19 protein-coding genes are annotated in these 21,272 nt (G+C 64.8%); 5 read left to right on the forward strand and 14 right to left on the reverse strand.

Features of this window, described 5'->3' with window-relative positions:
- Positions 1–63: 63 nt before the first annotated feature.
- Positions 64–1,425, reverse strand: coding sequence for an OFA family MFS transporter (locus CH249_RS23190; RefSeq protein WP_032397875.1), 1,362 nt, complete (start codon positions 1,423–1,425; stop codon positions 64–66).
- A gap of 97 nt (positions 1,426–1,522) precedes the next feature.
- Here CH249_RS23190 and CH249_RS23195 point away from each other — a divergent pair, with 97 nt between their 5' ends.
- The gene (locus tag CH249_RS23195) at positions 1,523–2,005 is read left to right on the forward strand and encodes a hypothetical protein (protein WP_254924382.1); all 483 of its coding nucleotides are present in this window, start codon (positions 1,523–1,525) and stop codon (positions 2,003–2,005) included.
- A gap of 117 nt (positions 2,006–2,122) precedes the next feature.
- Here CH249_RS23195 and CH249_RS23200 read toward each other — a convergent pair whose 3' ends face one another.
- From CH249_RS23200 to dapB, 3 genes are read right to left on the reverse strand one after another with little or no spacing between them, the layout of a single operon-like run.
- Positions 2,123–2,575, reverse strand: coding sequence for a flavodoxin family protein (locus CH249_RS23200; protein ID WP_094682832.1), 453 nt, complete (start codon positions 2,573–2,575; stop codon positions 2,123–2,125).
- Positions 2,576–2,581: 6 nt separating this feature from the next.
- Positions 2,582–3,001, reverse strand: a complete 420-nt coding sequence (locus tag CH249_RS23205; RefSeq protein ID WP_052050479.1) for a hypothetical protein — start codon at positions 2,999–3,001, stop codon at positions 2,582–2,584.
- Between the two features lie 50 nt (positions 3,002–3,051).
- On the reverse strand, positions 3,052–3,810 hold the full coding sequence (gene dapB / locus CH249_RS23210; RefSeq protein WP_094682833.1) for a 4-hydroxy-tetrahydrodipicolinate reductase: 759 nt from the start codon (positions 3,808–3,810) through the stop codon (positions 3,052–3,054).
- A gap of 91 nt (positions 3,811–3,901) precedes the next feature.
- Here dapB and CH249_RS23215 point away from each other — a divergent pair, with 91 nt between their 5' ends.
- Complete coding sequence (locus CH249_RS23215; protein ID WP_094631736.1) at positions 3,902–4,690, forward strand: ABC transporter ATP-binding protein; 789 nt, start codon at positions 3,902–3,904, stop codon at positions 4,688–4,690.
- A 3-nt stretch (positions 4,691–4,693) separates the two neighbouring features.
- Here CH249_RS23215 and CH249_RS23220 read toward each other — a convergent pair whose 3' ends face one another.
- The 7 genes from CH249_RS23220 to CH249_RS23250 form a co-directional block, all read right to left on the reverse strand.
- Complete coding sequence (locus CH249_RS23220; protein ID WP_094631737.1) at positions 4,694–5,800, reverse strand: alcohol dehydrogenase catalytic domain-containing protein; 1,107 nt, start codon at positions 5,798–5,800, stop codon at positions 4,694–4,696.
- 83 nt (positions 5,801–5,883) lie between these two features.
- Positions 5,884–8,562 (reverse strand): glucosidase, encoded by a 2,679-nt coding sequence (locus tag CH249_RS23225; RefSeq protein ID WP_256988433.1) that lies wholly within the window; start codon positions 8,560–8,562, stop codon positions 5,884–5,886.
- Between the two features lie 24 nt (positions 8,563–8,586).
- Positions 8,587–10,509, reverse strand: a complete 1,923-nt coding sequence (locus CH249_RS23230; protein WP_094682834.1) for a putative nucleotidyltransferase substrate binding domain-containing protein — start codon at positions 10,507–10,509, stop codon at positions 8,587–8,589.
- Positions 10,499–12,046 (reverse strand): GMC family oxidoreductase, encoded by a 1,548-nt coding sequence (locus CH249_RS23235; protein ID WP_032397868.1) that lies wholly within the window; start codon positions 12,044–12,046, stop codon positions 10,499–10,501. The genes CH249_RS23230 and CH249_RS23235 overlap by 11 nt, the downstream gene beginning before the upstream one ends.
- A gap of 12 nt (positions 12,047–12,058) precedes the next feature.
- Entirely contained in the window at positions 12,059–13,570 is a 1,512-nt protein-coding gene (locus CH249_RS23240; protein ID WP_094682835.1) for an APC family permease, read from the reverse strand.
- A gap of 24 nt (positions 13,571–13,594) precedes the next feature.
- Positions 13,595–15,121 carry an aldehyde dehydrogenase family protein gene (locus CH249_RS23245; protein WP_094682836.1) on the reverse strand — a complete coding sequence of 509 codons (1,527 nt, stop codon included), beginning with the start codon at positions 15,119–15,121 and terminating at the stop codon, positions 13,595–13,597.
- Between the two features lie 50 nt (positions 15,122–15,171).
- Entirely contained in the window at positions 15,172–15,702 is a 531-nt protein-coding gene (locus tag CH249_RS23250) for a DinB family protein (protein WP_045199857.1), read from the reverse strand.
- 58 nt (positions 15,703–15,760) lie between these two features.
- On the opposite strand from CH249_RS23250, the gene CH249_RS23255 reads away from it, so the two are divergent.
- Entirely contained in the window at positions 15,761–16,015 is a 255-nt protein-coding gene (locus CH249_RS23255; RefSeq protein ID WP_032398387.1) for a hypothetical protein, read from the forward strand.
- A 125-nt stretch (positions 16,016–16,140) separates the two neighbouring features.
- Entirely contained in the window at positions 16,141–17,061 is a 921-nt protein-coding gene (locus tag CH249_RS23260; protein ID WP_094682837.1) for a YdcF family protein, read from the forward strand.
- Here the strand turns inward: CH249_RS23260 and CH249_RS23265 are convergent.
- Positions 17,055–17,648 carry a TetR/AcrR family transcriptional regulator gene (locus tag CH249_RS23265; protein ID WP_032397866.1) on the reverse strand — a complete coding sequence of 198 codons (594 nt, stop codon included), beginning with the start codon at positions 17,646–17,648 and terminating at the stop codon, positions 17,055–17,057. The two genes, CH249_RS23260 and CH249_RS23265, sit on opposite strands and share 7 nt — an antisense overlap.
- Before the next feature lie 76 nt (positions 17,649–17,724).
- On the opposite strand from CH249_RS23265, the gene CH249_RS23270 reads away from it, so the two are divergent.
- Positions 17,725–18,204, forward strand: a complete 480-nt coding sequence (locus CH249_RS23270) for a DUF4188 domain-containing protein (protein ID WP_094682838.1) — start codon at positions 17,725–17,727, stop codon at positions 18,202–18,204.
- A 3-nt stretch (positions 18,205–18,207) separates the two neighbouring features.
- On the opposite strand, the gene nuoN is transcribed toward CH249_RS23270, so the two are convergent.
- Together nuoN and CH249_RS23280 are read right to left on the reverse strand one after the other, a co-directional pair.
- Complete coding sequence (gene nuoN, locus CH249_RS23275) at positions 18,208–19,770, reverse strand: NADH-quinone oxidoreductase subunit NuoN (RefSeq protein WP_094682839.1); 1,563 nt, start codon at positions 19,768–19,770, stop codon at positions 18,208–18,210.
- Positions 19,767–21,266, reverse strand: coding sequence for an NADH-quinone oxidoreductase subunit M (locus tag CH249_RS23280; protein WP_373453535.1), 1,500 nt, complete (start codon positions 21,264–21,266; stop codon positions 19,767–19,769). Before CH249_RS23280 ends, nuoN begins: the two co-directional genes overlap by 4 nt.
- Positions 21,267–21,272 lie beyond the last annotated feature (6 nt).

Genomic DNA, 21,272 nt, shown 5'->3' on the forward strand with positions numbered 1-21,272 from the left:
AGGCGAACGGCACGCCGACCCACGCCCATGCGACCGCCATCGTGACCTGCCTCTGTACGCCGCTCATGCCTTCACTCCCGTAGTGGCTGCAGAACCCGCGTGATCGGATTCGTGGTACTTGGAGGCGACCGGTTTGATCGCCTCGTTGGCCAGGAAGCCGACCACCAGCAGGCCGATCATCACGTAGAACGCCGGCAGGTATCGGCCGGTGGTCCCCGGCTCACCCGCGTCGGCGATGGCGTTGACGATCAGTGGCCCCAACACACCGGCCACCGACCATGCGGTGAGCAGTCGTCCGTGGATCGCGCCGACCTGGTACGTACCGAAGAGGTCCTTGAGATAGGCCGGAACCGTCGCGAAACCCGCACCGTAGAACGAGAGAATCAACAGAGCCGAGACCATGAACAGGATCTTGTTGGTGTTGGTGAACAGCGCGATGTACAGGTACAGCAACGCTCCGACACCGAGATACATCCGGTAGATGTTCTTGCGACCGACCACATCGGAGACCGAGGACCAGACGAACCGCCCGATCATGTTGGTCAGGGAAAGGAACGCGACGAAACCGGCGGCTGCGGCAGCAAGGGATTCGGGCGAGGTCGCGTCGGGAAAGAAGTCCTGATAGATGCCCGATCCGCGTTCGAGAATGCCGATTCCGGCAGTGACGTTGAAGCACAACACAACCCACAGCAGCCAGAACTGCGGAGTCTTCACTGCGTTCGCGGCGGAGACGTTGTGCGTCGAGATCATCGACGACGACGCGGGCGGGGTCCAGCCTGCCGGCTTCCATCCCTCGGCCGGCACTCTGATGAGCACGACACCGAGAGCCATGAACACCGCGTATCCGACGCCCAGCGTGAGGAACGTCTTGGCGATGGAACCGTCGGTGAAGCCGCCGAAGTTGACCATCAGCTGGCTGGTGAGCGGAGACGCGATGAGTGCGCCGCCGCCGAAGCCCATGATCGCGATTCCCGTGGCCATACCCGGCCGGTCGGGGAACCATTTCATCAGCGTCGAGACAGGTGAGATGTAGCCGATTCCGAGGCCGATGCCGCCGACGAATCCGTAGCCGAAGATCACCAGCCAGAACTGTCCGAGGGCCATGCCGAGCGCGGACAGCAACAGTCCGGAGACGAAGAAGACCAGGGAGACGGCCATGGCCCACCGTGGACCGTTCTTCTCGACGCGGGTTCCGAAGATCGCCGCGGACAGGCCGAGCATGACGATGGCGAGCTGGAACGGAATGGCGGTGACGGTTCCGCTGAGTCCGAGCGCGTCGGGCTGCGAGATGGCGTTCTTGAACACGCTCCAGGCGTAGGCGGACCCGATCGCGAGGTGAATCGACAGGGCCGCCGGGGGTATCAACCAGCGACTCCACTCGGGTGTGGCGACGATTCTGGACCGGTCGAGAATGGGGAGGGTCATCGAAATCCCTTGGAATAGAAAGTGGTACAAACTTGGACGAGCCCTAGCAGTCAAACACGGGCACCACCCCGGCTGCTCACAATCAGGAATAGTTTCTGTGCCGAAGTCACTATCGGCTCCGGGTATCTTCGAGAAAGTGGATATCGAACGGTGGCGCAGTCGCCTGCCCGTCAAACGGGCCTCCGACGGCGAAGTGATCGGATGGACCGTCGCGCACGAATCGAATACGCGGGACGAGTACGACGAGGGCTATCTCGTCGATGCCGTCAATCCTGTCGGGGTCACCGTGGCTCGGGGCGTTCCGATCGAGCGCGCAATCGAGCACCTGGAGGATCGGGGGCTGGCATCGCTGTCGGCGCCGCACTGGACGAAGGCCCCGCTACCACTCGAGCCGGAGACGGACCTGTCCGCACCGCATGACGATTGGCCCTGGCGGCGGGTGCTGATGACACAACTCGACGACAACCGGGTGTGGATCAGGCCCGCGTATCCGAGCTGGCCGGAGCGGCTGCTCGAGATTCCGCTGCAGATTCCTGCCGACGAGATTCTGCGTGCCGACTCCCCCGACAATTCCGACTGAATTCGGTGGCGACCCGGGACGGACCTGATGGCGTCGGCCGTCGCAGGTGTCGGACGGACCGTCGTAGTTCTCGGGGCGCGCGAGTCAACGTGGAAGCCCGTCGGGAAACCGCCACCGTCAGTCGGACAGCCCCGCCGCGACGGTTCCGCCCAATTCGTAGCAGCGTTCACGTGCGGGCTTGCCGCTCTCGGCAATGTGTACGGTCCCGAAGACCTTCTCGAGGCCCCAACCCGACGCGATCTTCTCGATGGCCCGTCCGGCACCCACGGTGTCGTCGTTGCCGTGAACCCAAGCGGCGTAGGGCTTTCCGGCAACGGCACCGAGGCACGGGTAGTACACGGTGTCGAAGAAGTGTTTCAGCGCCCCACTCATGTACCCGAAGTTCGCCGGCGTTCCGAAGAGAAATCCGTCGGCACCGAGGACATCCGGAACGGTCGCACCGAGAGCAGGCACACTGCGAACGTCAACGCCGGTGATCGCGGGGTCGTGTGTGCCGTCGAGCACTGCCTCGAGCAGCTCACGTGTGAGCGGGCTCGGGGTGTGATGAACGACCAGCAGGGTGCGCGGCATCGACGGTCAGTTCTCGTTCCGTTCGAGTGCCACGGCGCGCTTCATCGTCTCGCGGGCCCGCCCGCGGTCACCGGCGTAATCGTAGGCACGAGCCAACCGGTACGAGTTGCGCCAGTTGTCCGGATCCTTCTCCCACTCGGTCTTGATCCGTTGGAACAACTCGTCTGCGGCATCACGTTCGATGCGTCCCGACGGTCTGCGCGGAAGGTCCGAGACGTCGAGTTCGAGGCCTTCCTCGTGAATGCGCGATGCCAGCCTCTGATGGTCGAAACCGGCTTTCAAGGTGGCCCACACGATCCACAACCCGAGTATCGGCAGCAGCAGGACCCCGATCCCCAGGGAGATGCTCGCCACACCACCGTTCTGGATCAGCGTCACACCGCGCTGACCGAGCAGGAAGAAGTAGAAGCCGAGGATCAGCACCATCACCGTGATGATGGCAAGCACCTTCGTCGTCTTGTTCACCGTCGATCAGCTCACAGATCCAGCAGCGGATCGAGCCCGACGGTCAACCCCGGTCGTCCGGCGATCTCGCGGACTCCCAGAAGGACTCCGGGCGCGAAGGACGTTCGGTCGAGCGAATCGTGCCTGATGCTCAGCGTCTCCCCCTGCGTGCCGAGCAGAACCTCTTGGTGCGCAACGAGTCCCGCGAGCCGGATCGAGTGCACCCGCACGCCGTCCACGTCGGCACCACGTGCGCCGTCGAGTTCGGTGGTCGTCGCATCGGGGCTCTTCGGAGTTCCTGCGGTGGCACGTGCCTCGGCGATCAGCGCGGCAGTGCGATACGCCGTGCCCGACGGCGCATCGGCCTTGTTGGGGTGGTGCAGTTCGATCACCTCGACGGAGTCGAAGAACCGCGCTGCCTGCTGCGCGAATCGCATCGACAGCACCGCACCGATGGCGAAGTTGGGCGCGATCAGCACACCCGTCTGCGGCGATCCCGCCAGCCATTCGCGAACCTGCTCGAGCCGCCGGTCGTCGAAACCGGTGGTACCGACCACAGCATGGATGCCCTGCTCGATCAGGAACTGCAGGTTGTCCATCACCACGTCGGGATGGGTGAAATCGACGACCACCTGGGCGTTCGCGTCGACGAAATTCGCCAGCGGATCACCCTGGTCGACGGTCGCCACGAGCTCGAGATCGTCGGCCGCCTCGACGGCGGCACAGATTGCCTGACCGACCTTGCCGCGTGACCCCAGTACCCCTACTCGAACAGGTGCCGTTGCACTCACGTCGTACCCACACTCGTTTCGTCGTCTTGTCGGTTGTACCGACCTCAGAGCCTACTTCTCCGCGATCCGCACCGGCAGCTACGGTCGTCCGGTGCCATCCAGCGTCCTGTTCGCCGACCGAGTCGATTTCGTCCGCGGCGGCCGATACCTGCTCAGCGACGCCACGATACGGGTCGAGGAGGGCGAGCACTGGGTGTTGCTCGGTGCGAACGGCGCAGGTAAGAGCACTCTGCTCAGCTTGCTCGGTGCCGTGGTGCATCCCACGCACGGTTCCGTGCACGTTCTCGGTCATCGCCTCGGCCGGGTGGACATGCGCGAATTGCGGACGCGCATCGGCCACGTCGATCCCCGTCTGACGGTCGAGGCTCCGCTGACTCTGTTCCAGGTGGTGCTGACCGGCCTGACCAACACTCCCGACCTGATCCCGAGATGGTCGGCCACCGAGGACCAGATCGCCCGTGCCCATCGGTTGATCGGTTCCCTCGGCGTCGCCCATCGCACCGAGGCATCGTGGCACACGCTCTCCCAGGGAGAACGTGGCCGAGCGCTCATCGCGCGCGCCCTGCTCCCCGACCCCGCAGTGCTGTTGCTCGACGAGCCCGCCACCGGACTCGATCTCGCTGCCCGCGAACAACTCCTCGGTGCGCTCGACTCGTTGCGGGCCGAGCACCCGAGCCTGGCGAGCATTCTGGTGACGCACCACCTCGAAGAGATCCCCGTCTCGACCACCCACGCCCTGCTCATCCGCAACGGAAAGGTGTTGGCGCAGGGAGCCGTCGACGCGGTGCTGACCACCGCAAACATCAGTGAGTGTTTCGACCATCCCATCGAGATCTCGACGCAGCGCGGCCGGTGGGTCGCGACCGCCGCCAACAGCTGATGCTCAGTCGAAGACGATGACCTGACGGATCGCGTTGCCGTCGGCCAATTCGTCCATGCCGCGGTTGATCTCGTCCAACGTGATTCTCGAGGAGATCAGCTTCTCGACGGGAAGCCGTCCCTCACGCCACATCTGGGCATAGGTCGGGATATCGCGCGCCGGCACGGCGGAGCCCAGGTAGCTGCCGATGATCGTGCGCGCCTCGGCCACCAGGCCCAGCGGCGAGATGGACGAGCGGGCGTCGGGCGACGGGAGACCGACGGTGATGGTCTTGCCGCCGGGAGCCGTTGCAGCGACGGCAGTTTCGAAGGCTCGGGCGTTGCCTGCCGCCTCGATCACGATATCGGCCTTGATTCCCTTCTCGGCGAGCTCGGCCGGTGAATAGACCTGCGTTGCGCCCAGATCGGTTGCGGTGGAGAGCTTGTCCGGGACTCCGTCGACTCCGATCACCTCGCCTGCACCCAGCGATACGGCTGTCAGAACGGCGGCCATGCCGACTCCGCCGAGACCCACCACCATCACCGATTGACCGGGCTTCGGAGTTCCGGCGTTGAGCACCGCGCCACCGCCGGTCAGTACCGCACAACCGAGAACTGCGGCGATATCGGCCGGGATGTCGTCCTCGACCGGCACCACGGACTTTCGGCTCACCACCGCATGGGTGGCGAATCCGGAGACTCCGAGGTGGTGTTTGACCTCTTCCCCGTCACGGTGCAACTTGATGCCGCCGCCGAGCAGGGTCCCGGCATTGTTCGACGCGCTACCGGTGATGCACGGCATCTGACCGTCGGTGGCGCACCCGGCACACTCGCCGCAGCGCGGCAGGAACGTCATGACGACGCGGGTACCGATCGCGATGTCGTCGACGCCCGGTCCGACTTCCTCGACTCGGCCTGCGGCCTCGTGGCCGAGCAGCATCGGGACCGGACGAACTCGATTGCCGTCGACCACCGACAGGTCCGAGTGGCACAGCCCCGCGGCTTCGATTCTGATCAGCAGTTCGCCGTCGCCCGGCGAACCGAGCTCGAGGTCCGAGACGGTGATGGGATGCGAGTCCGCGAAGGGACGAGATCGGCCGATTTCTTCGAGTACTGCGCCGCGAATCTTCATCCCGCCAGACTATGCGGCTCCGCCGCATGTGCGTGGAACTTCGTAGCCCACTACGAAGTTCCACTCACATGGGCCGCAGGCCCTCAGAGCGGCAGACGCGGCCTGAGCAGGTGCGCCACCAGCGCTGTCCACCCGGTTTGGTGGGTTGCCCCGAGTCCCTCGCCGGTGTCTCCGTCGAAGTACTCGTTGAAACTGGGATGCTCGGACCACAACGGGTCGGCACTGGACTCGATGCGATCGCCGTCCGCCGTCCGCTTGCCGTCCACCGGCCGGAACAGTCCGGCGAGACCGTTGTCGATCAGATCGGCGGCGTCGGTGAGGGTGCGGTGGTTGCCCGAGCCGGTGGGGATCTCGATGGTGAACGAGTCGCCGTAGTACCGGCCGTACGCGCGCAGCTTGTCGGCGAGCAGTACGTTCACCGGGAACCACACCGGTCCACGCCAATTCGAGTTACCACCGAACATTCCGGTACGCGACTCCCCCGGCTCGTATTCGATGGACAGGCTTCGTCCGTCGACGTCGAAGGTCACCGGCTCGCGATACGAGGCCGACAGCGATCGAATTCCGAACTGCGACAGGAATTCCTCGGAATCGAACATCCGCGAGAGGATGCGCTTGAGACGCTCGGGCTGGACGAGCGTGAGCAGCATCCGCACCTCGCCGCCCTCACGCCGAGCCAGCAGTGGGCTGACCATCTCCGGCCGTCGACGCTGAACCCAACGCAGACGGGCGGTGAGGTCGGGGCATTCCTCCTCGACCCACGGCGGAATCTCGGTGGCCCCGAGGATGGGCAGCAGGCCGACCATCGATCGCACCCGCATCGGAACCGCATCGCCCTGAGGTTGGACGAGAACGTCGTAGAAGAAGCCGTCTTCCTCGTGCCAGAGCGAAATATGCTGCGAACCGAACGAATTGACGGCTTTCGCGATCGAGAGGAAGTGCGAGAAGAACTTGGTCGCGACGTCGTCCCAGGCGCTGTCGTGCCGCGCGAGCTCGAGTGCGATCTTGAACATCTGCTGGCAGTAGAACGCCATCCAACTGGTCGCGTCGGACTGCTCGAGTCGGAAGCCGGGAGGCAGTGGTGCAGATCGGTTGAACAGTCCGATGTTGTCCATGCCGAGGAATCCGCCCTCGAAGATGTTCGAGCCCTCGGAGTCCTTGCGGTTGACCCACCACGCGAAGTTGAGCAGCAGCTTGGTGAACACCCGCACCAGGAATTCGCGATCCCGGTAGCCGTCGATGCGATAGACGTGCCACGCCGCCCACGCGTGCACGGGTGGGTTGACATCACCGAACTCCCATTCGTACGCAGGCAGTTGACCGTTGGGGTGCATGGCCCATTCCCGGCACATGAGCACCAACTGTTCCTTGGCGAAATCGGCGTCCACGTGCGCCAATGGAATCGCGTGGAAGGCCAGGTCCCAGGCCGCGAACCACGGATACTCCCACTCGTCGGGCATCGAGATCACATCGGCCAATGCCAGGTGACGCCAGTGCGCGTTGCGCCCACCCGGGTCCTGCCGCGAGTCCGGTGCCGGAGCTCCGACCTTGTCGCCCTCGATCCACTCCTCGACGTCGTATCGATAGAGCTGCTTGGTCCACAACAGGCCGGCGTACGCGCGCCGTGCCACGTGCCGGTCGACATCGGTGAGATCGGCACCGATCACGGCACCGTAGAACTCGTCCGCCTCGACCTGGCGATCGACGTTGACGGCATCGAATCCGGCCCCGAACGTCTGCTCGTCCGGGCGGTTGGGCGAGAGCCGCAGCCTGACCGATTCCGTTGCACCCGAGGCGATGTCGTCGAAGCGATACCAGAACGCAGCCTTCGTTCCCGTCTGCTCGGGGTTGACCGCGTCGAGTTCCCCGTCGACGACTCGGCGGCCGATGCCGTCCTTGGGGTAGGACGAGATGTTCTCCTGCCCCCACAGGGCTTCGGCATTGGTTTCGTTGTCGCAGAAAAGAACTGCCGGCGTGCCTTCGGCACTGAGGTAGTAACGACCGAGAAATCCGTGATCGACGGCGATCGCTTCGAGTCCACCTGCCATCAGGTCCGGCGGGCTCAGCTGCGCCAGTGTTCCGCCCCGCTCGTCGCGTCCCCAGGACCAGGTGTTGCGCAACCACAGGTGCGGCAACAGGTCGACCGATGCCGCCTCGGGGCCGTGGTTGGTGATCGAAATGGTGATGCAGATGTCGTCGGGCGAGGCCTTGGCGTACGTGACCTGGACGTCGAAGAATCTGTTCTCGTCGAGGATGCCGGTGTCGGCCAGCTCGTATTCGCGGTCGTCACGTCCGCGTCGAGCGTTCTCTTCTCGCAGGTGGGCGTAGGGGTACTCCGCGTGCGGGTAGCGGTAAAGCCACTGCATCCAACTGTGCGTCGGTGTTCCGTCGACGGCCCAGAAGTACTCCTTGACGTCTTCGCCGTGATTTCCTTCTTCGTTGGCCAGGCCGAACAGACGTTCCTTCAGGATCGGGTCCTTGCGGTTCCACAGTGCGAACGAGAAGTTGAGGAACCCGAAGCGGTCGCAGATTCCGCCGATCCCGTCCTCGCCCCAGCGGTAGGCCCGCTTGTGTGCCTGGTCGAACGGGAACGACGCCCAGGCGTTCCCGTCTTCGGAGTAGTCCTCGCGCACTGTGCCCCACTGTCGTCCCGCCAGATACGGACCCCACTGGCGCCACGGTCCGCTGACTCCGGGCGATTCGGCCAACCGATTGTGTTCGACGGTGGACGGGGTGGGAACGCTCACGGGATTGGTGGTCACGGCACACAGTCTGGTCGTTGGCGGTCATCGATGCACGCCGACGTTGGCCGCGAGGTAGCCGACGCGTCGTTGTACCGCGGCGATCTCGCGGATGCCGTCGGTCAGCAGGCTTCGTTCGAGCGGCGACAGATCGGCCATGATCAGCACGTCGCCGGGGCGGTGGCCCGCTGTGATCTGGTCGATCTGATGCGACAATCGGAGCCGTTGCAGCAGCGCGAACACCTCGGACAGCGCAGTGACATCACGTTCGGAGAGCATGCCGTTACCCGACGCCGCCGCGAGTCGCGCCGGCGTGGAGGCCGAGGCCATGCCGACCGACAGCCCACCCCAGCGAGCGAGGTTGACGATGGGCGTCAGCGCGTGGGCCTTGAGATCGAACGTCCCGCCGCGCCGAGCCAGGACGTCGCGTAGCGATCGCAGCCGGGCGCGGCCGGCGAGCGCATCACGCAGCTGCAACCGCAGTGCGTCGGGGTGATCGACCAGCAGTCGGCGGTAGGCCTCGGGCACGGTGTGCAGTTCTCTCGGGCCCCACACCACTCTGCCGTCGATCATCAGCGAGGACATGATCAGGCCGGAGTCCTCTGCCGGGTTGCCACGTTGGCCGAAGGGGTTGCTGAGCCAGTGCGCCGCGGCGCGTTCCCACTGACCGGCCGAGCGTGCGAATCGAGGTGAGCTCGCGACCGCGCCGTTGGTGTCCGACGGTAGCCCGGCACCGTCGAGGCTCTCGTGCACACGGGCGGCCAAGTCCATCAACGCCTCGTCGCGGGTTCTCTGCACCGCGTTCGCTTTCCCTCGGATCTCGGGGTCGGCGGTGGTGTCCGCCCAGCTCAGCGCACTGTCGACGTCCGAGGAGGGCATGGCTTCTCGACGCGCCACACTGCCGAGAGTGATCCAGGCGAATCGGTCACGCGGCACGTCCGGACGTGCAGTCCATTCGATCTCGACGGCACGGCGGACGATGCTGTCCACCACGACGGAGAGGATCGCGCTGACCGCCATCGCATCGGTTCCGCCCTGGAACAGATCCACCACCAGTCGGGGCACGAGCCTGCCTGCGTCGGCGAGTTCGGCGGAGGTCGACGCCGACGCCACCGCTCGGCGCACTACGAAACTGCGTCGAGTCGACGCAGCGTGCAGATCGGAATCCTCGACGACACCGAGAACCTCGCCCCGATCGGACACCACGGGCATGTGCCGCAGCCCCAGTTCGAGCATGTCCATCAGCACGGTGCCGGCCAGCCGGTCCGCCGTGACGGTCTCGGCGGGTGCCGTCATGACCTGCTCTATCGGAGTATCGACTCCGATCCCGGCGGCCACCACACGAATTCGGAGGTCTCGGTCTGTGAATATGCCATGGCGCGAGCCACGCAGCGGAACCAGAACGTACGAGCTGCCCTGATCGGTCATGTGCCGGACGGCGTCTCGAACGGTGGTGCCGACGGGTACGAACACCGCTGGGGCCGAGAGCAATTCACCGACGGTGCGGCCGGCGCTACCCTCGACCGGTCCCCCACGGTATGCAGACGACGAATTGACGGCATCGGCCAGGAACGCCAGACCGGTGGGCGTTGCGAACAACGGCCGAACCAGTGCACCGGGCAACTGCAGGACGACACTCGGTTCGAGTGCCCGCGCTCGGAATTCGACAGTTCCACCGGACAGCAGAGCCGAGAATCCGAAGACTCCACCTTCACCGATGGTGTCGATCGGCACCTCGGTGGGAGAGGTCGCGTCGGGGTGCATGATCACCACGCGCCCGGTATGCACCACCCATACGGTGTCGGTATCGGTCGAGACGTCCATCCGTCGAGGGTCCACAACCCATGCGCCACTGCCGTACTCGCGTTCGACGGCCGCCGCGGCCACCTCGGCCAGCACAGCCGGTGGCGCGCCCTGAAACGGTGGATGCGCGCCGAGGAAATCGGCCAGCTCCGATCTATCCGCCACGGATCAGGTCGGCGCATCTCTCCGCCATGGTCATCACCGTGATGTTGGGATTGACGTACGGCAGCTTCGGCATCGCCGACGCGTCGACCACGCGCAGGTGCGAGACTCCCTTGACTCGCAATTCCGGATCCAGCACGGCCATGGCGTCGTCCACCGAGCCCATCCGCGCCGTGCCCGCCGGGTGATAGACCGTGTTGTGGGTCTTGTGCACGTAGTCGAGCAGGTCGTCGTCGGTGACGGCCTCGGGCCCTGGGGCGAGTTCGCGCTCGATCCATTCCGAGAGTGGACCGTGCGCGGCGATGTCGCGCGCCAGCTTCAGTCCGGCCAGCATCACCGCGTCGTCGTGGCCGTCGGCATCGGTGAAGTAGCGCGGGTCCACTTTGGCACGGTCACGAAAATCTCTGCTGCGCAGGCGAACAGTGCCGCGCGAGCGCCCCTGCGTCACGTTCGGAGTCAGGCAGAATCCGTTGTCGGTGGTCGGGTAGCCCCAGCGGAGGGTGTTCATGTCGAACGGCACACTGCCGTAATGCATCATCACGTCCGGGTAGTTCAGCGAATCGTCGGTCTGCGCGAACACCCCGATCTCCCACCACTGCGAGGACGTGGTGACCATCGGCTTGCTCGCTTCCCAGAACACCAGACCTTCGACGTGGTCGTCGAGGTTCTCACCCACACCGGGAGAATCGACTCGCACCGTGATTCCCATCTCGCGCAGTTGGGCTGCCGGTCCGATTCCCGAGAGCATCAACAACTTCGGCGTGTCGATGGCCCCGGCGGTCACGATGACCTCGCGCCGTGCGGAGACGGTGTCGTAGCCCGTCAGGTCGGGGCGCTGGTATCGCACACCCGTCGCGGTCAGCGATTCGTCGATCAGAATCTCGCTGATCCAGCAGTCGGTGCGCACCTCGAGGTTCGGCCGTGAGCCGATGATCGGGTGCAGGTACGCATGCGAGGTCGACATGCGTGAGCCGTCTTCTCCCGCATTGATCTGAAACCAACCGGCACCGTTGAGTACAGGCGTTCCGCGGTTGAATGCGACCGTGGGAAGACCTATCCCGGCGGCCGATTCGAGTACCGCGGCACCGCACGGATCGTTCGGCGGCACGTCGCGGATGCGCACGGGGCCGTCGTGTCCGCGGCCGGTGTCGTTGTTCTCCACGCGCGCGACGTACGGCAGGATGTCCGACGCGCCCCACCCCGTCGCACCGGCCGCCGCCCAATCGTCGAGGGTTTCCGCAGGTGGGTGAAACGCGATGCAGGAGTTGTGCGAGGAGCAGCCACCGAGCACTTTCGCGCGCGCGTGCCGCATGAAGCTGTTTCCGCGCTCCTGCGGCTCGACGGGATAGTCCCAGTCGTAGCCGGAGTCGAGCAGGTGCATCCACTCCACCAGTTCGAGAATCGCCTTGTCGCCGACGTCGGTCGGCCCTGCTTCGACGAGGCAGACACTGACGGAGGGGTCCTCGCTCAGACGTGCCGCGAGGACGCATCCCGCCGTCCCGCCACCTGCGACGACGTAATCGAACTGGGTGTCTGTCACTGCACGCTCCTTCTAGTTGCCCGTGGAGGCATGTGATTTCAGAGTGCCGATGTGCTTGCGTCCCTTGACTGCGTACCACAGCAGGCCAACGCCGAGGATGCCGCCGATGTAGACGAATGCTCCGAACGTGTTGTACCAGGGGGTTCCGTACACGGCCTCGCGCGGCCACGCGAGGTTGATCGCCATTCCGGTGCCCCACACCACTGCCGCGATGTTGACCGGCAGGCCCCACCTGCCCATCGTGAAGTATCCGCCGGGCTTCAGATCTGCCGGCGGCCACTCACCCTTGACTCGTTTGACCAACAGTGGACCGGTGACCATCAGATAGGCGAGGTAGATCATGATGATCGCGATCGAGGTGAGGACCGTGAAGATCTGCGGCTGACCGATGTTGACGACGAGAATGACGATGGCCAGCACGCCGATGGTCACCGCGGGCACCACCGGGGTCTGGGTCTTCGGATTCACCTTGGCCAGACTCTCGCCGAAGGGCAACGCGTTGTCTCGGGCCATGGCGAACGTGAGCCGGATCGCCGCGGTGTGCACTGCCAGTGAGCAGACGAAGACCGCGATGACGATGCAGATGAGGAAGACGGTGCCCAGCGGGCCCCACATCACCGATTCCACGATGGACTGCAGGCTGCCGTCGGGACTGCCGAGGGAAGGATCGTTCAGGTCCGGTGCGGCCATGACGGCGAACACCAGGATGGCTCCGCCGATGACGAACGAGGCGAGGATGGCGCGAAAGATCGCCTTGGGGGCCGTGCGCCGAGGTTCGACCGTCTCCTCGCCGAGCGAGCTCGCGGTGTCGAATCCGTACATCACGTAACCCGACGCCAGCGACGCGACCAGGAAGGCACCGAGGTAGCCGCCGCTCTCGCCGGCTCCGTAGCCGTTGGTCGAGAAGAACACCTCCGGCCCGCGAGTGATGTTGGCCGCGAGCAGGATCGCGATGAGAACGGCAGCGATGAGTTCGATGAACACGCCCGCGCTGTTGATCATGGCCATCAGCCGGACTCCGAGCGCATTGATCGTGGTGGTGATCGCGATCAGAATCGCACCGAGCAGCACTGCGTTGGCCGCGAAGTCGGTGGCACCCGAGCCGTCACCGATGATCTGGAACCCACTCCAGATACGTGGCAGGTTCAACTGCAGAGCCAGAGCGACGGCAGACAGTGTCACGATCGATGCCGTGAGCATCAACCAGCCCGCCGACCAACCGACGATCCTGCGGCCCAACAGCTTCGCCCAGTTGTACACCGATCCCGCCACCGGATACTTCGCGGCCAACTCCATGAAGCACAAAGCCACGCAGAGTTGGCCGACGAACACTGCAGGCCACGACCACAGGTACGCCGGCCCGGCGGTGCCGAAACCGAAGTAGAAGAGCTGGAACGTGCCGGTGAGAATGGAGATGTAACTGACTCCCGCGGCGAAGCTGGCGAATTTCCCGAGACTTCGATCGAGTGACTCCTTGTAACCGAAGTCGTCCATTCCGCTCGAATTGTCGTTCAGTAGTGCCATGCGCCTGGCCTTTCCGATCTTTCGCTATCGGGTACCGAACCACCCCGCCGCGGTGGGTGAGGTGTTGTGCCAAATATGCTTTGCCTCTTGGTATTCGGACATTCCGGACGGTCCGAGCTCGCGTCCGTTGCCGGACTGTTTGAAGCCGCCCCATTCCGCGGCAGCGGTGTAGACACCGAAGTCGTTGAGCCACACCGTGCCATGGCGAAGCCCACGGACCATCCGTTCGCCTCGCGCGGCGTCCGATGTCCGAACTCCCGCGGCGAGACCGTAATTCGTATCGTTACCCAACAGGAGTGCTTCGGCCTCGGAGCCGAAGCGCTCCACAGTGAGTATGGGCCCGAATGTCTCCTCCTGCACGATATTCATGGACCGATTGCAGTGGTCGAAGATCGTCGGCAGAAAATAGCTACCCTTGTCCAGGGCCGGATCGTCCGGCTTCGTTCCGCCGATGACCAGCGTCGCGCCCTCCTCGACGCCGGTCGCCACGAAGGCCTCGATCTTCTCTCGCTGTGCCTGCGACACCAGTGGACCGGTCTCGCTCGCCGGGTCCATGCCCGGGCCGATGACGATGGTTTTCGCCCGTTCGGCCACCGCAGCGACGAAGCGGTCGGCGACCGATTCCTCGATGATGAGTCGAGTGCCTGCCGAACACACCTGACCCGAGTGCAGAAAAACTCCGGTCAGGACGTTGTCGACCGAGTCGGCGAACGCCTGTTCGTCGGCCACCGCATCGGCGAACACGATGTGTGGATTCTTGCCGCCGAGTTCGACGGCCACCTTGGTGACGTTCTCGGCCGCCGCGGCCAGGATGTGTCTGCCCGTCGCCAGTCCGCCGGTGAACGAGACGAAGTCGACGTCGCGGTTCCTGGTGAGCGCGTCCCCGAGAACCGCGCCGCTGCCCTGCAGCAGGTTGACCACACCGGCCGGTACTCCGGCTTCTTCCACCAGCTTGGTGAACGCGATGGTGGACAGCGGAGTCACCTCGCTCGGCTTGAGCACCATGGTGCAGCCGGCTGCCAACGCGGGGGCGATCTTCCACGAGATCTGCAGCAGTGGGTAGTTCCACGGTGCGATCATGACGCAGACACCGATGGGCTCGTGCACCACACGGCTCAGGATTTCGGATCGGTCGACGTCGATCAGACGATCGGCCTGCACCACAGCGAGATCGGCGTAGAAGCGAAAGACCGATGTCACGTCGTCGATGTCGATCTCGCTCTCGCCGTATGTCTTTCCGGTGTCGAGGGTCTCGATGCGCGCCAACGTCGCTTTGTCGCGTTGGAGCAGATCGGCGATGCGGTTCAGCAGATCGCGGCGCTCGGCCACCGTGACCGAGCGCCACGGTCCGTCGTCGAACGCCGCTCGCGCGGCTGCCACCGCCCGCAGAGCGTCGTCCGGCGTGGCCTCGTCCACCACGGCGACCGTGCTGCCGTCCGCTGGGTTCACGATGTCTCGGGTACCGCCGTCACCGGCCCCCTGCCACTGTCCGTCGATGTACAACGACGGGCGCAGCGAGGTCGGATCGAGTGCTGCATCGGAATCGGTCACCGAAACACCTTCTTTCGTAGGGGGTCGGGTGGTGTGTCTACGCTATGCCCTCAACGGCCGATGACTCCATCGATCTGTTCGCGGATGATGTCCGCGTGTCCGTTGTGCCGGGCATATTCACCGATCATGTGCACGTAGACCATCCGCAGCGACATCGGCCCACCGCGCGAGTCGACCAGATCGTCCAACGAGTGCCGGGCCGCGATCTCGTCCGAGGCACCGCACTCGGCGGAGAATCGCGCGAAGTCGGATTCGGCCCCGGACTCGGTCGCTCCCAGAAAGTCGGAGTCCTTACCGAACGCCGCGTCGTACATCGGAGCGAACGACATCGACTCCAGTCGCTCTCGGAACCAGATGCGTTCGACCTTCGCCAGATGACGCACGAGTCCGAGCAGGGAGAGCGTCGAGTGCGGAAACGGTCGCCGCGCCAACTGTTCGGCGTCGGCACCGGCGCAGATGTTGAGCAGCGTCGCTCGATGCCACTGCAGCATTCCTTCGAGAATCGGCCGCTCGTCGCCGACGAGCGGACCCGTGACCTGTTCGGGTGTGGGCGCTGTCCATGTCTTCCGCCGTTCGGTCATGCAGAGATTGTCGAACATGCGACGGCGCTGTGCAGCGCCGCGCATTACGGTGGGATTCATGACTATCGAAGATGTAGGCGGCAGACGAACGGTGACGGCGGACGAGCTTCTTCTCCTGGTGGGTGATCACCTGCTCATAGAAGAGGGTGTCGCGACCGGGTTCATCGAAAGCGCAGGCCAGGTCGCCGAGAACGTGGCGGTGACCGTGACCGACGGCGTCGACGGCACCACGACGACCGAACGCGTTTTTCTTCCCGATGCCGAGGTGACCATCGAACCCGCCGACCGCGGACGCGCCCCGGTCACTTTGTGACGGAAGAAGTCCCTGCTCAGAAGTACATTCATGTAACTCGAACAACTCTGCTCACACCAGTCACACCGGCACCGAATTGAGCTAGGGTGGCGGAAACCCGTCACCGCTCGAAAAGGACGTCAGTAGTGCGACAAGGCCGAGTACGACCGACCGTTCGCGTTGCCGTGGTGTCCTGCGCCACCGCGCTCGCTGTCGGGTTCGGCTCGATCTCGGCGGTTGCCGCGCCCGAGGCCTCGGCCCCGGCAACCGTCGCCGAAACGGTCCGTTCGGCCGACGCGGAGCGCTACAACGACGCGCAGAATGCATTGGTGAAGGGGCGCTACGACGCCGGTTTCGCGGCACTCGATGCGCTCGCAACCGCTGCCCCGGACGACGCCAACGTGGCAGCTCTGCAGACGTTCTATGCCAACGCGACCGCCGATACCGCTGCTCTGACGGAGCACAGGACCCGCCTGCGCGGCCTGTCTCCAACCCTCGCCGATGCAGTCGATCGCGCCATCGCCATCATCGACGAAGCCGCCACGCAGACAATCGATTTCGCCCCGACCACCGACGGACCGCGTACAGCGATCGTGGTGCTCGGGCTGGGGCTGGAGGGTGACGGCAGCATGACAGACGAGTTGGTGGCACGTCTACGCTCGGCCGTCGCCGCGGCGGAGCGCTCCCCCGAGTCCCCCATCGTCGTCACCGGCGGGAATCCGCAGAGCGGTATCACCGAAGCCGAGGCCATGCACCGATGGCTCGTCGACGAAGGCATCGCGGCCGATCGCATTCACACCGAATCGACCGCGAATTCGACGGTGCAGAACGCACAGCGCACCACCGCACTGGCAGCCGAGATCGGCGTCGAGAATCTGGTGCTGGCAACGACTCCGAGCCACCTGCGGCGCGCGATGTCGGACTTCGAGATCGCCGGATCCGACGTGATTGGCGCTGCGACCGTCGATGTCGACGATGTCCCGGACCTGCCCACACTCGCTCCGACGGCGCGGTTGGGTATGACCGTGGATGCGACCAAGATTCTCGGAATACCGCGCACCTACTGACGCGTCCACCCGCGCAGCACGCACTCCGCTCCCGCGTCGAACATCGCCCGACGAGTCTCGTCGTCGGCGGTCGAGGGCATTGCCAATTCGAGCGACACCAATCCGTGCACGATCGCCCAGAACGAGTGGCTGATCAACTCGACCGATGCCCCGTCCATGGTTCCCGCCGCAACGGCGCTCGACACGGCAGCGCGGAGCGGATCCATGGCCGCGTCCGCGCGATGCGCCTCGTCTGCAACATCGATCGAACCGAGCACTCCCCCGAACATCACCGCGTACAGATGCGGATTGGCCAGTGCCCAGGTGCGGTACGCGACGGCGAGCTCCCGTAGGTCCACTTCGGGATCGCCGGTGACCGGAACCCGGCGCTGGGAGTCCCCGAAACTCGCGAACGAGGTGGCGAACAGTGCCACGAGCAACTCGGTACGTCCGCCGAACAACGAATAGATCGCCGTTGTGGATGTGCCCTGTGCAGCGGCCAGTTTACGCAGCGACAACGAGTCGACGCCCTGGTGCGCAACGGTTTCCGCCGCGGCCTCCAGTAGCCGGGTCCGCAACTGCTCGTCGTGAATTCTGGGTCTCGCCACTTGCGGAATCTATCACAACGGTGTTTTATAACAGTGCCACACAATGCTTCACCCACCGAACAGACGGGAACACGTCATGCCACCCATCATCGACGGCCGCCGGACGGTCGAATTCGAACGAGACACCGTCACGGTCTTCCTCATCGGAATGCGGATCAACAATCCGGTGGCCGTTCGCTCCTGGTTACCCGTGGTGCGCGCGATGCCGCGGATGCTCGGCCATCTCGAGCAGGATCCCGCTTCCGGGCTGCTCGGTTACCACTCGTGGCTGGGGCGCACCACCATGCTGGTCAGCTATTGGCGCACTGCCGAGGATCTGACGCGATTCGCCTCCGATCCCGACGCACCACATGCACCCGCCTGGCGTGCCTTCAATCGATCGGTGGCCGCAACCCGCCACGTCGGCGTGTGGCACGAAACCTATACCGCCACAGCACAGAACAGCGAGGCGATCTACGTCAACATGCCCGCGTTCGGCCTTGCGGGAGCAATCGGCGGACTACCGGTCGGTACCGGCTCGCACACGTGGAAGCAGCGAATGAAGTCCGCGAAGTAAGAGCTACAGGAAGTTCGCGGCACGCGCAGCGAGGTCGAGAACGGGCTGCGGAAAGACTCCGAGAGCGACGGTGACCACCACCGAGGCCCCTATCGAGCACGACACCGACGCAGTCGGGCGCACGATCGTGGCAGTCGTCTCTCCCGGATCGGTGAAGAACATCAGCACGATCACCCGCACGTAGAAGAACGCCGCAATCGCGCTGCACACCACACCGACCACGACCAGCGCCGCTCCGCCTGCACCGGAGGCAGCACTGAACACCGCGAACTTGCCGATGAACCCACTGGTGAGCGGAATCCCGGCGAACGAGAGCAGAAACAACCCGAACACCGCCGCCACCAGCGGTGACCGACGGCCGATTCCCGCCCACCGATCGAGATCGCTCACCTCACCGCGTTCGTCGCGCGCCAACCCGATGATCGCGAACCCTCCGAGAGTGCTGAAGGCATACGCCACCAGGTAGAACATCGTGGCCGACACACCGGCGTCACCCCCATCACCGGAATCACCCAGTGCCGTCACTCCCGTGAGGATGAATCCGGTGTGTGCAACGGACGAGTACGCCAGCATCCGTTTGACATCCGTCTGCGTCACCGCGACAACGGAACCCAGCACCATCGTCGCGATGGCGACCACCCACAGCATCGGTCGCCAACTCGAGTCGAGACCGGGCAGAGCCATTCCGAAGATGCGAAGAATCGCACCGAACGCCGCGACCTTGGTCACCGTGGCCATCAGCGCCGTCACCGGCGTCGGTGCACCCTGGTAGACGTCGGGAATCCAGGAATGAAATGGCACCGCGCCGACCTTGAACAGCAGACCCACTGCGAGCAAGGCGGTTCCGATCAGCGCGAGCGATCTGCCCGGGCCGTCCACCGCGATGGCGTCGGCGATGCCGTCCAACCGAACGGTTCCGGCGTATCCGTACAGGAACGCGACTCCGAACAGGAAGAACGCGGACGAGAACGCGCCCAGCAGAAAGTATTTCAGAGCCGCTTCCTGTGAGAGCAGCCGCCGCCGTCGGGCGAGTCCACAGAGCAGATACAGCGGAAGCGACAGCACTTCCAGCGCCACGAACATCGTCAGCAGATCCGTGGAGGCCGGGAACAGCAGCATCCCGCCGATCGCGAACATCGCCAGAGGAAATACCTCCGTCTGGGCGACGCCTGCATCGATGGCCTCCTTCTCCGCCACGCTGCCCGGGGTGGTCGATGCCTGCGGAGTGAACGAATCGATCCGGCGCTCGGCACCGGCCCCGGTGACTGCAACGGTGCGCTCCGCCAGCAGTGCGACTGCCGGAATCGACACCAGCACAATGGTTCCCTGCAGGAAAAGGGTAGGGCCGTCGATCGCGACCGCCCCGTTCATCGCCGACGCCTCGGTTCCGGCCAGACCGAGGATCGCCGCCAGCGCTACCACCAGTCCTGCGAGAGCAAGACCCAGATGTATGAGCCGACGGGCCCGCAGCGGCACGAACGCTTCGACGAGAACGCCGAGAACTGCGACCGAGAACACGATCAGCATCGGTGCCAGCAGACCGTACTGCACCTCGGGTGTGGTCATCGCTGACCTCCTGAACCGTCGACGATCGTGGATTGCACTGCCGGAGTGATGACATCGAGCGCCGGTTTCGGGTAGACACCGAGCACGATCAGCAACGCGATCAACGGCACCACCACGGCCAGCTCGCGTCGGACGAGATCGGGCACCGTCCGGTTGTCTTCACGGACCGGCCCGGTCATGACGCGCTGGTAGAGCCACAGTATGTAGATCGCCGACAGCACGAGGGCTCCGGCGGCCACGATCGCAGCGACTCCGTATCGACCGAACGTGCCGATCAGCACCAGGAATTCGCTCACGAAGGGGGCGAGGCCGGGTAGAGAGAGCGTGGCAAGTCCCGAGATCAAGAACGTGCCGGCGAGCACCGGTGCCACCTTCTGCACACCGCCGTAGTCGGCTATCGCTCGTGACCCTCGACGCGAGACGAGGAAGCCCGCGATCAAGAACAGGGCGGCCGTGGAAATTCCGTGGTTGACCATGTACAGCGTGGCACCGGCCTGACTCTGACCGGTCATGGCGAAGATGCCGAGGATGATGAACCCGAAATGCGAAATAGACGTGTACGCAATCAGTCTCATCATGTCGGTCTGACCGATCGCCAGTATCGCGCCGTAGACGATGCCGATGACCGCAAGAGCGATGATCCACGGCGCGAACGTCTGCGACGAGCCAGGAAAGAGTTCGAGACAGAACCGCAGCATCGCGAACGTGCCGACCTTGTCCACCACCGACATCATCAAGACCGCAGTCGCGGGCGTGGACTGCACGGCGGCGTCGGGTAGCCACGAATGGAACGGCCACAACGGTGCCTTGATCGCGAAAGCGAACATGAAGCCGAGGAACAGCGCGTTCAGGACCATCGGGTCCACTCCGAGTCCGCCCGATGCCGCCGCGTCGGCGATCACACGCAGATCGAATGTGCCGCCGTCGAACGGCCCGTCGGGTCTCGCGGTCACCACGTAGAGGCCGATGACGGCCGCCAGCATGACCAGACCGCCGAAGAGGTTGTACAACAAGAACTTCACCGCGGCGCGCGTACGATGCTTGCCCCCGAAGCCGCCGATGAGGAAGTACATCGGAATCAACATCGCTTCGAAGAAGATATAGAACAGCAACACGTCCAAGGCAAGGAACGAGACGACGACCATCGACTCGACCACCAGGATCAACGCCATGTACGTGTGCGACACCCGACGGGAGCCGTAGTGCGCGACGCGACTGCCGTCGTACCAGCCTGCGACGAGCAGCAACGGCGTGAGAACGGTGGTGAGCAACACCAGCACGAGGCCGATGCCGTCGAGGCCGAGGGTGTACCGCGCACCGAAAGCCGCTATCCACGAATGGTCCTCGACGAACTGGTACCGATCGCCACCGGAGTCGAACGACACTGCCAAGGCGACCGACACGGCCAAGGTCACGGCAGCGAAACCCACTGCGACACTGCGCGCGACGGTCGGACGAGCGGCGGGCACCAGGGCGACGACGACCGCGCCGAGCATCGGGAG

Origin of the sequence: Rhodococcus sp. 05-2255-3B1, from assembly GCF_002258545.1 — a bacterium.
Lineage (GTDB): Bacteria > Actinomycetota > Actinomycetes > Mycobacteriales > Mycobacteriaceae > Rhodococcoides.

Coding starts and splice junctions, on each gene's coding strand:
- CH249_RS23190 (WP_032397875.1), bottom strand. CDS start 1,425: ATGACCCTCCCCATTCTCGACCGGTCCAGAATCGTCGCCACACCCGAG.
- CH249_RS23200 (WP_094682832.1), bottom strand. CDS start 2,575: ATGCCGCGCACCCTGCTGGTCGTTCATCACACCCCGAGCCCGCTCACA.
- CH249_RS23205 (WP_052050479.1), bottom strand. CDS start 3,001: ATGGTGCTGATCCTCGGCTTCTACTTCTTCCTGCTCGGTCAGCGCGGT.
- CH249_RS23220 (WP_094631737.1), bottom strand. CDS start 5,800: ATGAAGATTCGCGGCGCAGTACTCGAAGAAATCGGCCGATCTCGTCCC.
- CH249_RS23240 (WP_094682835.1), bottom strand. CDS start 13,570: ATGGCACTACTGAACGACAATTCGAGCGGAATGGACGACTTCGGTTAC.
- CH249_RS23250 (WP_045199857.1), bottom strand. CDS start 15,702: ATGACCGAACGGCGGAAGACATGGACAGCGCCCACACCCGAACAGGTC.
- CH249_RS23255 (WP_032398387.1), top strand. CDS start 15,761: ATGACTATCGAAGATGTAGGCGGCAGACGAACGGTGACGGCGGACGAG.
- CH249_RS23270 (WP_094682838.1), top strand. CDS start 17,725: ATGCCACCCATCATCGACGGCCGCCGGACGGTCGAATTCGAACGAGAC.
- nuoN (WP_094682839.1), bottom strand. CDS start 19,770: ATGACCACACCCGAGGTGCAGTACGGTCTGCTGGCACCGATGCTGATC.
- CH249_RS23280 (WP_373453535.1), bottom strand. CDS start 21,266: ATGCTCGGCGCGGTCGTCGTCGCCCTGGTGCCCGCCGCTCGTCCGACC.